This window comes from Cellulomonas sp. (assembly GCF_017744555.1).
Taxonomy (GTDB): Bacteria; Actinomycetota; Actinomycetes; order Actinomycetales; family Cellulomonadaceae; genus Cellulomonas.
Window position 1 is genome coordinate 93,990 of record NZ_JAGIBD010000004.1, and the last position, 14,368, is coordinate 108,357.

Below are 14,368 nucleotides of genomic sequence, written 5' to 3' on the forward strand. Positions count from 1 at the left end.
CGCATCCTCAGGACGAGACCTGCGTCGCCCGGTACTCGTCCTCGAGCATCCCCATGTCGATCGCGTCGCACCAGCCGTCGCCGTCGCGGTACGCGTCGCGACGCCGACCCTCGACGCGGAAGCCGATGTTCTCGTACAGCGACTTCGCCCGGGCGTTGATCGCGAGCACGTCGAGCTCGACGCGGTGCAGCCCGAGCCCGTCGAACGCGAACCCAAGCACGAGCTCGATGCCCTCCGTGCCGTACCCGCGCCCCCGGAACGCGGGCCGCATGACGAGCCGCATGTTGGCCTTGCGCACCTCGTGGTCGATGTCGTTCAGCACGATCTCGCCCAGGAGCTCGTCCGAGCCGTTGGCCGTCACCGCGAAGTCGTAGCGGTCCTCCGCGGTCGCCCGGCTCGCGCACCACGCGTCGATCTGCGGACGCGTGAACGTCGCGGTCGTGCCCGTGAGCCGGCGGCCCTCCGGGTCGGCCAGCATGTCCCACATCGCGTCCGCGTCGTCGGCCCGGATCGGGCGCAGCACGAGCATCTCGCCCTGCAGCGTCGGCTTCTGCATCGGACCCGCTCCCGTCCGGCACCCGTCGGGGGTGCCGTCGTCGATCGTAAGGACGTCGTGTGACCGCGATGTTGCGTCGCGGCGACGCCGCCGTCCGGGTGTCCCGTGCGGCGTCCGCGTCGAGAGCGACACGGACGCCGCACGACGCGGGCGTCAGCCCTGGGTCACACGCTCCAGCAGCAGCTCGCGGACCCGGCCGGCGTCCGCCTGGCCGCGCGTCGCCTTCATGACCGCCCCGATGATGGCGCCGACCGGGCCGAGGTTGCCCGAGCGGATCTTCTCGGCGATGTCCGGCTGCGCCGCGAGCGCCGCGTCGATCGCCTCGAGCAGCGGACCGTCGTCCGAGACGACCTCCAGGCCGCGCGCGACGACGACCGCCTCGGGGTCGCCCTCGCCGGCGAGCACGCCCTCGAGCACCTGGCGCGCGAGCTTGTCGTTGATCCGCCCGTCGTCCACGAGCTTCTGCAACGACGCGATCTGCGCGGGCGTGATCGGCAGCGAGTCGAGCTCGACCTCCTGCTGCTTGGCGGTGCGGGCCAGCTCGCCCATCCACCACTTGCGCGCAGCGGCCGGGCTGGTGCCCCCCGCGACGGTCGCCTCGATGAGCTCGACCGCACCGGCGTTCACGACGTCGCGCATCTCGGCGTCCGCGTAGCCCCACTCGCCCTGCAGCCGGCGCCGACGGGCGGCGGGCAGCTCGGGCAGCGACGCGCGGATCTCCTCGACCCACGCGCGGTCCGGGGCGATCGGCACGAGGTCCGGCTCCGGGAAGTACCGGTAGTCCTCGGCGTCGGACTTGATGCGTCCCGACGTCGTCGTCCCGGTGTCCTCGTGCCAGTGCCGCGTCTCCTGGACGACCGTGCCGCCCTCGTCGAGCACGGCGGCCTGCCGGCCGATCTCGAAGCGGACCGCACGCTCGACGGAGCGGAACGAGTTGACGTTCTTGGTCTCGGTGCGGGTGCCGAGCGCCGACTCGGGGGTGGGCCGCAGGGACACGTTGACGTCGGCGCGGACGTTGCCGCGCTCCATGCGGGCCTCCGAGACGCCGAGCGCCCGGAACATGTCGCGCAGCGTCTGGACGTAGGCACGCGCGACCTCGGGAGCACGCGCACCCGCGCCGGTGATCGGCTTCGTGACGATCTCGACGAGCGGGATGCCGGCGCGGTTGTAGTCGACGAGCGAGTACTCGGCGCCGTGGATGCGGCCCGTGGCGCCGCCGACGTGCGTGTTCTTGCCGGCGTCCTCCTCCATGTGCGCGCGCTCGATCTCGACGCGGAACACGGTCCCGTCCTCGAGCTCGACGTCGACGTGGCCGTCGAACGCGATCGGCTCGTCGTACTGCGACGTCTGGAAGTTCTTCGGGACGTCCGGGTAGAAGTAGTTCTTCCGCGCGAACCGGCACGTCTCCGCGATCTGGCAGTTCAGCGCCAGGCCGATGCGGATCGCGTACTCGACGGCCGTGCCGTTGACGACCGGGAGCGAGCCGGGCAGGCCCAGCGACACCGGCGTGACGGACGTGTTCGGCTCCTCGCCGAAGCCCGCGGGCGCGCCGTCGAACATCTTGGTGCGGGTGCCCAGCTCGACGTGCACCTCGATGCCGATGACCGGGTCGAACCGGGCCACGGCGTCGTCGTAGTCCACCAGGGTCGTCATCGGGCCACCTCCGGGGCCTTGCTGAGGAGCGGACCGCCCCACTCCTGCTCGAGCAGCGCCTCGAGCGCGGCGCCGACCCGGTACAGCCGGTCGTCGGCCTTGGCCGGGGCGAGCACCTGGAAGCCGACCGGAAGGCCGTCGTCAGACAAGCCGTTCGGGAGCGAGAGCCCCGGGACGCCCGCGAGGTTCGCGGGGATCGTCGCGACGTCGTTGAGGTACATCGCGAGCGGGTCGTCGAGCTTCTCGCCGAGCTTGAACGCCGTGGTCGGCGCGGTCGGCGACACGAGCACGTCGGCCTGCGCGAAGGCGGCGTCGAAGTCGCGCTGGATGAGCGTGCGGACCTTCTGCGCCGAGCCGTAGTAGGCGTCGTAGTAGCCCGCCGAGAGCGCGTACGTGCCGAGGATGATGCGGCGCTTGACCTCGTCGCCGAAGCCCTGACCGCGCGTCGCCGCCATGACGCGCTCGGCCGTCGGGTTGTCCTCCGGGACCACGCGCAGACCGAAGCGCATGCCGTCGAACTTCGCGAGGTTGCTCGACGCCTCGCTCGGCATGATCAGGTAGTAGGCGCCGAGCGCGTACTCGAAGTGCGGGCAGGAGACCTCGACGATCTCGGCACCGGCGCGCTCCAGGATCGCGAGCGACTCGGTGAACCGTGCGAGCACGCCCGCCTGGTACCCCTCACCCTGCAGCTCGCGGATGACGCCCACGCGGACGCCGCTCAGGTCACCGGTGGCACCCTGCCGGGCGGCGGCGACGAGCGCCGGGAGCGGCTCCGCGATCGACGTGGAGTCCAGCGGGTCGTGGCCGCCGATGAGCTCGTGCAGCAACGCGGAGTCGAGCACCGTGCGGGTCACCGGGCCGGCCTGGTCGAGCGACGACGCCATGGCGATGAGGCCGTACCGGGACACCGAGCCGTACGTCGGCTTCACGCCGACCGTGCCGGTGACGGCGCCGGGCTGGCGGATCGAGCCGCCGGTGTCCGTGCCGATGGCCAGCGGCGCCTCGTACGCGGCGACCGCGGCCGCCGACCCGCCGCCGGACCCGCCGGGGATCCGGTCGAGGTCCCACGGGTTGTGCGTGTTGCCGAACGCGGAGTGCTCGGTCGACGAGCCCATCGCGAACTCGTCCATGTTCGTCTTGCCGAGGATCGGCAGGCCCGCGGCCTTGATCCGCTCGACGAGCGTCGCGTCGTACGGCGGCACCCAGCCCTCGAGGATCTTCGACCCGGCCGTGGTCGGCAGGCCCTTCGTCACGACGACGTCCTTGACGGCGATCGGCACGCCCGCGAGCACGTGCAGGTCCTCGCCGGCGGCACGCCTCCTGTCGACGTCGGCCGCGGCGGCGAGGGCCTCGTCGCCGCTGACGTGCAGGAACGCGTGCACCTTGTCGTCCACGGCCGCGATCCGGTCGAGGTGCGCCTGCGTCGCCTCGACGCTCGACACCTCCTTCGCGGCCAGCTTCTCGGCGAGCGCGGCCGCCGGGATCCTCGTGAGGTCGGTCACGCGTCCTCCCCCAGGATCTGCGGCACCGAGAACTTGCCGTCCTCGGACGCCGGCGCGGCGGCCAGCACCGCGTCGCGGTCCACGGGTGCCACCGGCACGTCGGGGCGGAACACGTTCGTCAGCGGCAGGGGGTGGCTGGTGGCCGGCACGTCGGGCGTGGCGATCTCGCTCACGCGCGCGACCGACTCGACGATGACGTCGAGCTCGCCCGCGAGGCGGTCGAGCTCCGCCGGCGTGAGGTCGATCCGTGCCAGGCCCGCCACGCGCGCGACCTCGTCGCGAGAGAGGGTGGACATGCGCAGGAGTCTAGACGTCGCGGCGCGGTCGCCCGGGAGCCCGACCGCCGACGGCCCGGCCCGCCGCTGCGTCGACGGCAGCGGTCAGACCGGGCGCTCCACGGCGGCGTGGACCAGGGCCAGCGCGGCTTGCGCGTACGCCTCCTCGGCGGTGTCGCCCCAGAACGACTCCTCGAAGTGCCCGGTGCGCTCGACGACCACCTGGAACGCGCCGGTCGTCGAGCGGGCGAGGCTGCGGAACGTGCTGCCGAGCAGGTCGCGGAGCTGGTCCTCGCGGGGCAGCCAGACGGCGTCCTCCTGCGCGACGGAGTCGAGCGCCCACTCCGTCGTCCCGTTGAACCCCAGGACCGTGCCCGTGGGGAACGTGTGGGCCTCGATGGTCATCTCGCTGATCGTGAAGATCTCGTTGTCCATCTCCGGCTGCAGCACCGCGAACCGGTCCCCCGACGTCGGGTGCCACCGCAGACCCGCGTTCCGGAGCTCGAGGGCGCGGTCGATGCTGATCATCCGCCCAGTATGTGCCGCATCGAGCGCACCGGCACAGGTGTCGTCAGCCCCGGGCGGCTCGCGTCTCCGCTGTCGCCAGCACACGGGCGAGGAGGTCGGCGAGCGTGGTCCGCTCGTCGTCGCTGAGGTCCGCGAGCAGGTCGAGCTCGCGCGCGGCGTGCTCGGGCAGCACGGCGTCGATCAGCGCGCGGCCCTGGTCGGACAGCGTGACGAGGACGCCGCGGCGGTCGCGCTCGAACGTGCGGCGCTCGACGAGTCCCGCGCCGTGCAGCCGGTCGAGCCGCTTCGTGAGGGTCGCGCCCGGGCTCGACGTGAGCGTCGCGATCTCGCGTGCGCGCAGCGGCGCGTCGGCGCGGCGGAGGGCGGCGAGGACCTCGAACTCGCCGAGAGTCAGGTCGTGGCGGGCGAGACCGGCCTCGTGGTCGTGGCCGACAAGCCCGGCGAGCCGGAGCACGCGCGCGACGACGGCCATGCCGGACGTGTCGACGTCCGGGTGCTGGGCGGCCCACTGCGCGCGGGCCCGGTCGACGGCGTCCATGTGAGGAGCGTAACCCTTCACCAGTAATTTACTGGTGAACTATCATGAACGGCGATGACGACCCTCGCCCCCTACACCACCGCCGCCCGCGACGTCCTCGACCCCGCCCACCTGCGCACCGCGCTGCGCACCACGCCCGCCGACTCGACGCTCGCCGCCGCCGTCCGCTGCGGGCTGGCCGTCGGGCTCGCGCTCGCCGTCTGCGCACTCGCCGGGCACCGCGAGGTCGCGGGGTTCGCCGCCCTCGCCGCGCTCGTGTCGCTGTACGGGCGCTGGGAGCCGTACCGGTGGCGCGGCACCCTGCTGGCCGTCGTCGGCGCGTGGCTCGTCGCGGTCATCGTGCTGAGCACCGCCCTCGCCGTGCTCGGCGCTCCCGCCGCGGTGACCGTGCTGCTCGCGGCCGGTGTCGCGACCGCGAGCGCGGTGCTGTGCGGCCTGCTGCGGACCGGGGCGCCGGGCGCGACGATCGCCGTCTTCTGCGTCGGGGCCGGGCTCGCGGGCGCGCCGACCGGCGGCGACGTCGGCCCTCGCGCGCTCGCCGCGCTCGTCGGGGCGGCGCTGGCGTGGGTCGTCTGCTGCGCCGGGTGGCTGCTGCATGCTGCCGGGCCGGCGCGGGTCGCGGTCCGGCGCGCGCTGCGCGCCGCCGAGCAGGCGGACGACTCCCCCGCCGCGCACGCCCGTGCGGTCGCCGCGCTCGGCCGCGCGCGCGAGGTGCTCGGCGACGACGCGTCGCACCGGCGCGGGCGGCTCGCGACCGCTCCCCTCGCCGCCGAGCTTGCACCGCTCGCCGTCCGGCTCGGCGTGCTGGACGAGCCGCTGCCGGCCCGGCGCTCGCTCGTCGCCGACGTGCGCCACGGCGCCCGGGGCGTCGACGCCCGCGGGCTGCTGCGCGTCCTCGTCGCGGGGCTCGCGGCCGGTGGTGCCGCGCACGGGCTCGGGTGGTCGCACAGTGCGTGGGCGGTCATGGGATCCACGGCCACGCTCCAGGGCACGTCGACCGGGCACGCCGTCGTCCGGGGCGCCCAGCGGGCCGCCGGGACGGCCGTCGGGGCGCTCGTCGCGTGGCCGCTGCTGGCGGCGCACCTCGACTTCTGGGCGGTCGCTGCGCTCGTCGTCGCGCTGCAGCTCGTCACCGAGACGATCGTCATGCGGCACTACGGCCTGGCGATGCTCACCATCACGCCGATGGCGCTGCTCATGACGTCGCTCGGCGGTGCGACCGGCCCGACCGACCTCACGTTGACCCGCGCGCTCGACACCGTCCTGGGCGCGGTCGTCGCACTCGTCGCGCTCGTCGTCCTGCCGCACCGGGCACGCACGGAGTGAACCGGCGGCACCGGGACGCCCCTCGTCGTCCCGGTGCCGCCCCTCCCCGTGCCCCGGGTCAGCGCGTGCTGAACGCCGCGTCGAACGCCGCCGTCGGCGGGTCGAACGCGTTGCGTCGCACGAAGTCGAGCGCCTCGGGCGCTCCGAGCAGCCGGTCCATGCCGGCGTCCTCCCACTCGACCGAGATGGGCCCGTCGTACCCGATCGAGTTGAGCGCGCGGAACGACGCCTCCCACGGCACGTCGCCGCGTCCCGTCGACACGAAGTCCCAGCCGCGACGCAGGTCGGCCCACGCCAGGTGCGAGCCGAGCCGGCCGTTGCGGCCGTTCCCGAGGCGCAGCTTCACGTCCTTGCAGTCCACGTGGTAGATCCGGTCGCGGAACTCGAGGATGAAGTCGACCGGGTCGAGCTGCTGCCAGAGGAAGTGGCTCGGGTCCCAGTTGAGGCCGAACGCCTCGCGGTGGCCGATGGCCTCGAGCGTCCGCACGCACGTCCAGTAGTCGTACGCGATCTCGCTCGGGTGCACCTCGTGCGCGAACCGGACGCCGACCTCGTCGAACACGTCGAGGATCGGGTTCCAGCGGTCCGCGAAGTCCTGGTACCCGGCGTCGACCGCCTCCTGCGACACGGGCGGGAACATCGCGACGTACTTCCAGATGCTCGACCCGGTGAACCCGACGACGGTCTTGACGCCGAGCTTCGCGGCGAGCCGCGCGGTGTTCTTCATCTCCTCGGCCGCGCGCTGCCGGACGCCCTCCGGGTCGCCGTCGCCCCACACGCGGTCGGACAGGATGTCGCGGTGCCGCTGGTCGATCGGGTCGTCGCAGACCGCCTGGCCCTTGAGGTGGTTGGAGATGGCCCACACCTGCAGGCCGTTGCGCTCGAGGATCTCCCGGCGGGAGTCGACGTACGCGTCGTCGTCCCAGCGCCACGGGTCCAGGTGGTCGCCCCAGCACGCGATCTCGAGGCCGTCGTAGCCCCACTCGCCGGCGAGCCGGGCCACCTCCTCGAACGGCAGGTCGGCCCACTGGCCGGTGAACAGCGTGACGGGGCGGGTCATCGCGACACTCCTTGCTCGAGGGGGGTCCAGCGGCTGTCGTCGGCGGCTGATCGTTCGACGGCGTCGAGCACGCGCTGCACCTGCAGCCCGTCGGCGAAGCTCGGCGTGGGCTGGCGGTGCGCGGCGAGCGCCTCGACGAGGTCGACGACCTGGTGCGTGAACGCGTGCTCGTACCCGAGCCCGTGCCCGGGCGGCCACCACGCCCCGACGTACGCGTGGTCGGGCTCGGTGACGACGATGCGGCGGAAGCCCGCCTCCCACGCGGGCTGCGACGCGTCGAAGTAGTGCAGGACGTTCATGTCCTCGAAGTCGAACGCGAGCGAGCCCGCCGAGCCGTTGATCTCGAGGCGGATGGCGTTCTTGCGGCCCGACGCGAACCTGGTCGCCTCGAAGCTCGCGAGCCCGCCGCCGGAGAGCCTCGCCAGGAACACCGCGGCGTCGTCCACGGTCACCGGACCGGTCGCGCCGGACGTCGAACCCGTGCCGGACAGGCCGCTGAAGGCGTCGGCGACCGGGCGTTCCCGCACGAACGTCTCGAGGATCGCGGACACGCCCGTGAGCGTCTCGCCGGTGACGAACTGCGCGAGGTCGACGACGTGCGCGCCGATGTCGCCGAGCGCGCCCGACCCGGCCTTCTGCTTGTCGAGCCGCCACGACAGCGGCACCTGGGGGTCGGCGATCCAGTCCTGCAGGTACTGCGCGCGCACGTGCCGGACGGTCCCGATGCGGCCCTGCTCGACGAGCGAGCGCGCGAGCTGGATCGCGGGGACCCGGCGGTACGTGAAGCCGACCATCGCGAGCCCGTCGGCGGCGGCCGCCGCGGCGACCATGGCCTCCGCCTCCGCGACCGAGTTGGCGAGCGGCTTCTCGCACAGCACGTGCTTGCCGGCCGCGAGCGCCGCGAGGGCGATGTCGGCGTGCGTGTCGCCGGGCGTGCAGATGTCGACGAGGTCGACGTCGTCGCGGGCGACGAGGGCCTTCCAGTCGGTCTCGACGTCGCGCCAGCCCAGACGGTCGGCGGCGGCGCGGACGGCCTCGGGGTTCCGGCCGGCGACGACCGTCATGTCCGGGGTCAGCGGCAGGTCGAAGAACCGGGGTGCGGTGCGCCACGCCTGGGAGTGCGCCACGCCCATGAAGGCGTAGCCGACCATCCCTACGCCGAGACGGGTCTTCGCCTCAGCTACGCCGAGACGTTGCTGATCAGAGGTCACGAGCAGCTCCTTCGAGTTCCCACCGGGATGCCGGTGGCCGGGCGGGCCGCCTTGCGGAGGGGCGGCCCGCCCGGGTGGTGCGGCCGGTCAGGACTCGAACGCCGTCGGCAGGTACTGGTCCACGTTCTCCTTGGTCACGACGGGCGCGTAGAGCTGGACCGTGCGGGGCACCTCGACCTCGACGAGGTCGCTCATCGCCTTGCCCTGCGCGAGCAGCCGGGCGAGCTTGATGCCGTCCGCGGCCTGCGTCGACGGGTAGACGACCGTGGCCTTGAGCACCGTGTTGTCGGCCTTGATGGCCTCCATGACGTTCTTCGAGCCGGCGCCGCCGACCATGAAGAACTCGTCACGACCGGCGTTCTCGATCGCCGCCATGACGCCGACGCCCTGGTCGTCGTCGTGGTTCCAGATCGCGTCGAGCTTGGGCGCCGCCTGCAGCAGGTTCGCCGCAGCGGCCTCGCCGCCCTGGACGGTGAAGTCGGCGGCGACCCGGTTGCTCACGGTCAGGCCGCACGTCGCGAGCGCGTCCTTGAAGCCCTTGCTGCGGTCCTGCGTGAGGGGCAGCGAGTCGATGCCCGCGATCTCCGCGACCTTGGCGTCCGTCTTCCCACCGAGCTGGTCGCAGATGAACTTCCCGGCGCTGACGCCCATGCCGTAGTTGTCGCCGAGCACGGTGACACGCGCGGCGTTGGGGTCGGAGAACTCGCGGTCGACGTTCACGACGGGGATGCCGGCCTGCATGGCCTTCGTGGCGACCTCGGTGAGCGCGGCGCCGTCGAACGGCAGCAGCACGATGACGTCGACCTTGTCGTTGATGAACTGCTCCACCTGGCTGATCTGCAGGTTGACGTCGTTCGTGGCCTCGGCCTGGACGAGCTCGACGTCCGAGTACTTGCCGGCCTCGGCGACCGCACCCTTCGTGATGGCGCCGATCCAGCCATGGTCCGCGGCCGGGGCCGAGAAGGCGATGGTCACCTTGTCGCCGGGCTCGTCGTTGCCGGTGGCGGCGACGGCCGGGGCGGCGCCGCCGGTGGTGTCCTCCTCCGGGGTGTTGGACGTGCAGCCGGCGACGACGAGCGCGAGGGCCGCGGCGGTGCCGGCCATCATCCAGCGGCGCCGACGCACCGGGACACGCAACGCTGAAGTCATGACGATCCTCCTTGATCGATGAGTCACACGGGGGCTGGTGCGGGTGCGGGACGTCAGGTCCCGGCGCGGGAGCGCTCGGCGATGCGCTGCTGGAGCAGCACGGCGACGACGATGATCACGCCCTTGGCGACGGCCTGCGCCGAGATGGACAGGTTGTTCTGCGTGAACACGTTGGTGAGCGTCGAGAAGATGAGGACGCCCAGGACGGTGCCGACGATCGTGCCGCGGCCGCCGATGAGCAGCGTGCCGCCGACGACCACGGCGGCGATGGCGTCGAGCTCGTAGAGCTGGCCGTTGGTCGAGCTGCCGGCCGTCGTGCGGCCGAGCATCATCACGCCGCCGATGCCCGCGGCGAGCCCGGACAGCGCGTACAGGTACATCGTGTGGCGCTTGACCTTGATGCCCGCGAGACGGGCCGCCTCGGGGTTGCCGCCGACCGCGATGGTGCGGCGGCCGAACGTCGTGCGGTTGAGCAGGATCCACCCGGCGACCGCGACGACGACGAAGATCCAGACGAGCATCGGGATGCCGATGACGTCGTCCCGGAAGAAGTCGAGGAAGCCCTGCACCTTGACGATCTGGGTCTGCCGGTTGGCGATGATCTCCGCCAGCCCCCGGGCGGAGACGAGCATCGCGAGCGTGGCGATGAACGCGACGACCCGGCCGTAGGCGATGAGCACGCCGTTGACCAGCCCGGCGCCGAGGCCGACCGCGAGCGCGCAGCCGACCATGACGATCCAGTGCGTGTCCTGCGCCATCGTCTGCGTGGCCAGCGTCGACGCCCACACGGACGAGAGGCCGACGACGGACCCCACGGACAGGTCGATGCCGCCGCCGGTGATGACGAACGTCATCCCGATGCTCAGCACCCCGATCACGGAGGCGAGCCGCAGGATCGTCAGCACGTTGTCGATGCTGGCGAACCGCTCGCCCGCGGTGATCACGCCGAAGATGCAGAGCGCGACGAGCGCGATCACGAGGCCGAGGTTGCGGCCGGTGGCACCGTGCAGGAAGCCCTTGCGGGTCGTGGTGGTGCTCCTCGACGCCTTCTCGATCCTTGCCGACTCGTCCGCCGGGACCGCTGCGGGGATGTCAGTCACGCGGCACTTCCTTCCATGACGAGGTCGAGCACGCGGTGCTCGTCGATGCCGGACGCCGGACCCTCGTGGACCACGCGCCCCTCGGAGACGACCAGCACCCGGTCGGCCAGGCCGAGCACCTCCGGGATCTCGCTCGAGACGACGACCACGGCGGCGCCCTGTGCCGCGAGGTCCGCGACGAGCGCGTAGATCTCGGCACGCGCGCCGACGTCGACACCGCGCGTGGGCTCGTCGAGCAGCAGGACGCGGCAGCCGTGCACGAGCCAGCGCGCGAGCAGGACCTTCTGCTGGTTGCCGCCGGACAGGGTGCGGGCGCGCCGCTCGGGGTCGGCCGGCCGGACGTCGAGGGCGTCGATCTGCTCGCGGGCGACCGTGCGCTCGGCGCCCTCGTCGAGGAACGAGGCCCTCGCGTTGCGTCCGAACGTGGAGAGCGTGATGTTGCGGTACACGGGCTCGTCGAGCAGCAGGCCCTGGCTCTTGCGCTCCTCGGGGCACAGGCCGATGCCGGAGCGGACCGCGTCGCTCACCGAGCCGGGTCGCAGTCGGCGCCCGCCGACGCGGACGGTGCCCGCCGTCGCGTGGCGGGCGCCGAACACGGTCTCGAGGATCTCCGTCCGCCCGGAGCCGACGAGCCCAGCCAGCCCGACGACCTCCCCGGCGCGGACGTCGAACGAGACGTCATGGAACGACCCTCGCAGCGTGAGCCCGTCCACCTGCAGGACCGTCGCGGCGTCCTCGCGCACCGGAGGCCGGGGCGGGATCGCGTACTCGACCGTCCGCCCGGTCATGAGGCGGATCAGCTCCGCCGTCGGCGTCTGGGCGGCCGGCAGACCGGTCGCGACCGTGCGGCCGTCCTTGAGGACGGTGATGCGGTCGCCGATCTGGCGGATCTCGTCCAGGCGGTGCGAGATGTAGACGACCGCGACGCCCGACGCGGTGAGCTCCCGCACGACGCGGAAGAGGTTGTCGACCTCCTCGGCGTCGAGCACGGCCGACGGCTCGTCCATGACGATCACGCGCGCGTCGTGCGAGAGGGCGCGGGCCATGCTGACGATCTGCTTGCCCGCGGCCGAGAGCCGGCCGACCTCGCGGTGCGGGGCGATGTCGCCGTGGCCGAGCCGGCGCAGCAGGGCACGGGTGTTCGCGGTGGCCGCCCGACGCTGCGAGAAGCCCGCCGTGGCGAGCTCGTGGCCCAGGTAGATGTTCTCCGCGACCGACAGGCCGTCGACGACGTCGAGCTCCTGGTACATCGTCGCGATGCCGAGCCGCAGACCCGCGACGGGGTGCGGGATCGTGACCGGCCGGCCGTCGAGGAGGATCTGTCCCTCGTCGGGCTGGTGGGCGCCCGCGAGCACCTTGATGAGCGTCGACTTCCCGGCGCCGTTCTGGCCCAGCAGGCAGTGCACCTCGCCGGCCCGGATCTCCAGGTCGACGCCGTCGAGCGCTCTCGCGCCCGGGAACTGCTTGACGATCCCGCTCATCTGGAGCAGCGGTGGGTCCACGTTGACCATGTGCCAGACCGTAGAACCCACTTCTGCCGCCGGTCAAGCAAAAGTCGTCTTCGATGTGTCAGAGTTACGCGAACGTGACCGACACAAGGCGGAATGATTCACTGTGCGCATGGACGAGCTCCTCAAGTTCGCCCCCAAGCCGACGGGCGCCGGGGAGATGTTCCAGCTCCTCCGGGACGGCCAGCCCCGCACCCGCTCCGACCTCGCCACTCTCACCGGCCAGGCCCGGTCGACGATCGCCGCGCGCGTCGACCTCCTGCTGTCGTCGGGCTTCGTCTCACCGGCCGGGGAGGCCAGCTCGACCGGGGGCCGGCCCCCGGCGACGTTCGCGTTCAACCCGTCGGCGCGCGTCGTCCTCGCCGTCGACCTGGGCGCGACCCACTCGCGGCTCGCGCTCACCGACCTCGCAGGCACCGTGCTCGCCGAGCACCACGAGCCGATCGCCATCGCCGAGGGGCCCGTGCCGGTCCTCGACCGCGTCGTCGACCTCGGCCTCGAGCTGCTCGCGACGGCCGAGCGGCCCCTGAGCGACCTCGTCAGCGTGGGCGTCGGCCTGCCGGGGCCCGTCGAGCACTCGACCGGGCGGCCCATCAACCCGCCGATCATGCCGGGCTGGGACGACGCCGACGTGCCCGGCCTCCTGGCGCGCAAGCTGCGGGTCCCCGTGCTCGTCGACAACGACGTCAACATCATGGCCCTCGGCGAGCACACGTCGCAGTGGCCCCAGGTCGACCACCTCCTGTTCGTCAAGGTGGCGACCGGCATCGGCGCGGGCATCATCTCCGACGGCCAGATCCGCCGCGGCGCGCAGGGGGCGGCGGGCGACCTCGGCCACATCGCCGTGCCGGGTGGGCTCGACCTGCCGTGCCGGTGCGGCAACACCGGCTGCCTCGAAGCCGTCGCGAGCGGCCCCGCCATCGCGAGCGCACTGCCGGACGCGACCACCAGCGCGGACGTCGTCGCGCTCGTCCGCGCCGGCGACCTGGCCGCGAGCCGTGAGGTCCGCGAGGCCGGCCGCCACATCGGGGAGGTGCTCGCCGCCTGCGTGAGCATGCTCAACCCGTCCGTCATCGTCATCGGCGGCGTCGTCGCCGAGGCCGGCGAGCACCTGCTCGCAGGCATCCGCGAGGTCGTCTACCGCCGTTCGCTGCCGCTCGCGACGCAGCACCTGCGCATCGTCGCCTCCCGCACCAAGGGCCGCGCCGGCGTGCTCGGCGCGTCCGCCATGGCGTCCGACCACGTGCTGTCCGCCGCCGCCATCGACGCCCTGATCAGCTGACCCGAGTGGAGGAACGCGTGACCCAGCAACGCCGAGCGCTCGTGGTCCGGGGCGGATGGGACGGCCACGCCCCCGAGGAGGCCGCCGACCTGTTCGTGCCGTTCCTGCGCGAGCACGACTTCGACGTCGTCGTCGAAGGCTCCCTCGAGGCCTACGCCGACCCCGACCTCATGGCCGCGACCGACCTCGTGGTGCAGTGCTGGACGATGGGCGACATCCTCGCCGACGAGCTGCGCGGCCTGCGGACGGCGGTCGCCGCCGGGACGGGGTTCGCCGGCTGGCACGGTGGGGTCGTCGACTCGTTCCGGATCGCGACCGACTACCTCCAGATGGTCGGCGCCCAGTTCGCCGCCCACCCCGGCGGGATCGTCGAGCACACCGTCACCGTGACCGGCGACCACCCGATCGTGGCCGGCGTGCCTGACTTCACGCTGCGCTCCGAGCAGTACTGGCTGCTCACCGACCCGCTCAACGACGTCCACGCGACGACGACGATCACGCCGGGCCCCGACGACCCGTGGCACGCCCCGGTGACGTCCCCGGCCGTCTGGACCCGCCGGTGGGGCCGAGGGCGCATCTTCGTCTGCGCACCCGGGCACCAGCTCGCCGACCTCGAGGTGCCCGCCGTGCGGACCATCATCGAGCGCGGACTGCTCTGGGCGACCCGCTGACCGCTGCTC

General features: G+C 72.9%; 14 protein-coding genes. 3 read left to right on the plus strand and 11 right to left on the minus strand.

Features of this window, described 5'->3' with window-relative positions; translation table 11 throughout:
• Window positions 1–7: 7 nt before the first annotated feature.
• The 6 genes from J7523_RS04655 to J7523_RS04680 form a co-directional block, all read right to left on the minus strand.
• Window positions 8–556 (minus strand): GNAT family protein, encoded by a 549-nt coding sequence (locus J7523_RS04655; RefSeq protein ID WP_291882845.1) that lies wholly within the window; start codon window positions 554–556, stop codon window positions 8–10.
• 153 nt (window positions 557–709) lie between these two features.
• Window positions 710–2,209: an Asp-tRNA(Asn)/Glu-tRNA(Gln) amidotransferase subunit GatB gene (gene gatB, locus J7523_RS04660; protein WP_291882847.1), complete on the minus strand. Its 1,500-nt coding sequence runs from the start codon at window positions 2,207–2,209 to the stop codon at window positions 710–712.
• Entirely contained in the window at window positions 2,206–3,711 is a 1,506-nt protein-coding gene (gene gatA, locus J7523_RS04665; RefSeq protein WP_291882850.1) for an Asp-tRNA(Asn)/Glu-tRNA(Gln) amidotransferase subunit GatA, read from the minus strand. Before gatA ends, gatB begins: the two co-directional genes overlap by 4 nt.
• Window positions 3,708–4,007: an Asp-tRNA(Asn)/Glu-tRNA(Gln) amidotransferase subunit GatC gene (gene gatC / locus J7523_RS04670; protein ID WP_291882853.1), complete on the minus strand. Its 300-nt coding sequence runs from the start codon at window positions 4,005–4,007 to the stop codon at window positions 3,708–3,710. Before gatC ends, gatA begins: the two co-directional genes overlap by 4 nt.
• 84 nt (window positions 4,008–4,091) lie before the next feature.
• Window positions 4,092–4,514, minus strand: coding sequence for a pilus assembly protein CpaE (locus J7523_RS04675; protein ID WP_291882856.1), 423 nt, complete (start codon window positions 4,512–4,514; stop codon window positions 4,092–4,094).
• Window positions 4,515–4,557: 43 nt separating this feature from the next.
• Window positions 4,558–5,052, minus strand: coding sequence for a MarR family transcriptional regulator (locus J7523_RS04680; protein ID WP_291882858.1), 495 nt, complete (start codon window positions 5,050–5,052; stop codon window positions 4,558–4,560).
• Window positions 5,053–5,106: 54 nt separating this feature from the next.
• On the opposite strand from J7523_RS04680, the gene J7523_RS04685 reads away from it, so the two are divergent.
• Window positions 5,107–6,378, plus strand: coding sequence for an FUSC family protein (locus J7523_RS04685; protein WP_291882861.1), 1,272 nt, complete (start codon window positions 5,107–5,109; stop codon window positions 6,376–6,378).
• A 58-nt stretch (window positions 6,379–6,436) separates the two neighbouring features.
• On the opposite strand, the gene J7523_RS04690 is transcribed toward J7523_RS04685, so the two are convergent.
• The 5 genes from J7523_RS04690 to J7523_RS04710 form a co-directional block, all read right to left on the minus strand.
• Window positions 6,437–7,438 (minus strand): sugar phosphate isomerase/epimerase family protein, encoded by a 1,002-nt coding sequence (locus J7523_RS04690; RefSeq protein WP_291882863.1) that lies wholly within the window; start codon window positions 7,436–7,438, stop codon window positions 6,437–6,439.
• On the minus strand, window positions 7,435–8,589 hold the full coding sequence (locus tag J7523_RS04695; protein ID WP_291882960.1) for a Gfo/Idh/MocA family oxidoreductase: 1,155 nt from the start codon (window positions 8,587–8,589) through the stop codon (window positions 7,435–7,437). Before J7523_RS04695 ends, J7523_RS04690 begins: the two co-directional genes overlap by 4 nt.
• Window positions 8,590–8,736: 147 nt before the next feature.
• Window positions 8,737–9,798 (minus strand): substrate-binding domain-containing protein, encoded by a 1,062-nt coding sequence (locus tag J7523_RS04700; protein WP_291882866.1) that lies wholly within the window; start codon window positions 9,796–9,798, stop codon window positions 8,737–8,739.
• Between the two features lie 53 nt (window positions 9,799–9,851).
• Entirely contained in the window at window positions 9,852–10,853 is a 1,002-nt protein-coding gene (locus J7523_RS04705) for an ABC transporter permease (protein WP_291882963.1), read from the minus strand.
• A 41-nt stretch (window positions 10,854–10,894) separates the two neighbouring features.
• Window positions 10,895–12,409 carry a sugar ABC transporter ATP-binding protein gene (locus J7523_RS04710; RefSeq protein WP_291882870.1) on the minus strand — a complete coding sequence of 505 codons (1,515 nt, stop codon included), beginning with the start codon at window positions 12,407–12,409 and terminating at the stop codon, window positions 10,895–10,897.
• A 109-nt stretch (window positions 12,410–12,518) separates the two neighbouring features.
• On the opposite strand from J7523_RS04710, the gene J7523_RS04715 reads away from it, so the two are divergent.
• On the plus strand, window positions 12,519–13,688 hold the full coding sequence (locus J7523_RS04715; RefSeq protein ID WP_291882873.1) for an ROK family protein: 1,170 nt from the start codon (window positions 12,519–12,521) through the stop codon (window positions 13,686–13,688).
• Window positions 13,689–13,705: 17 nt separating this feature from the next.
• Window positions 13,706–14,359 carry a ThuA domain-containing protein gene (locus tag J7523_RS04720; RefSeq protein ID WP_291882876.1) on the plus strand — a complete coding sequence of 218 codons (654 nt, stop codon included), beginning with the start codon at window positions 13,706–13,708 and terminating at the stop codon, window positions 14,357–14,359.
• The last annotated feature ends 9 nt before the right edge of the window (window positions 14,360–14,368 follow it).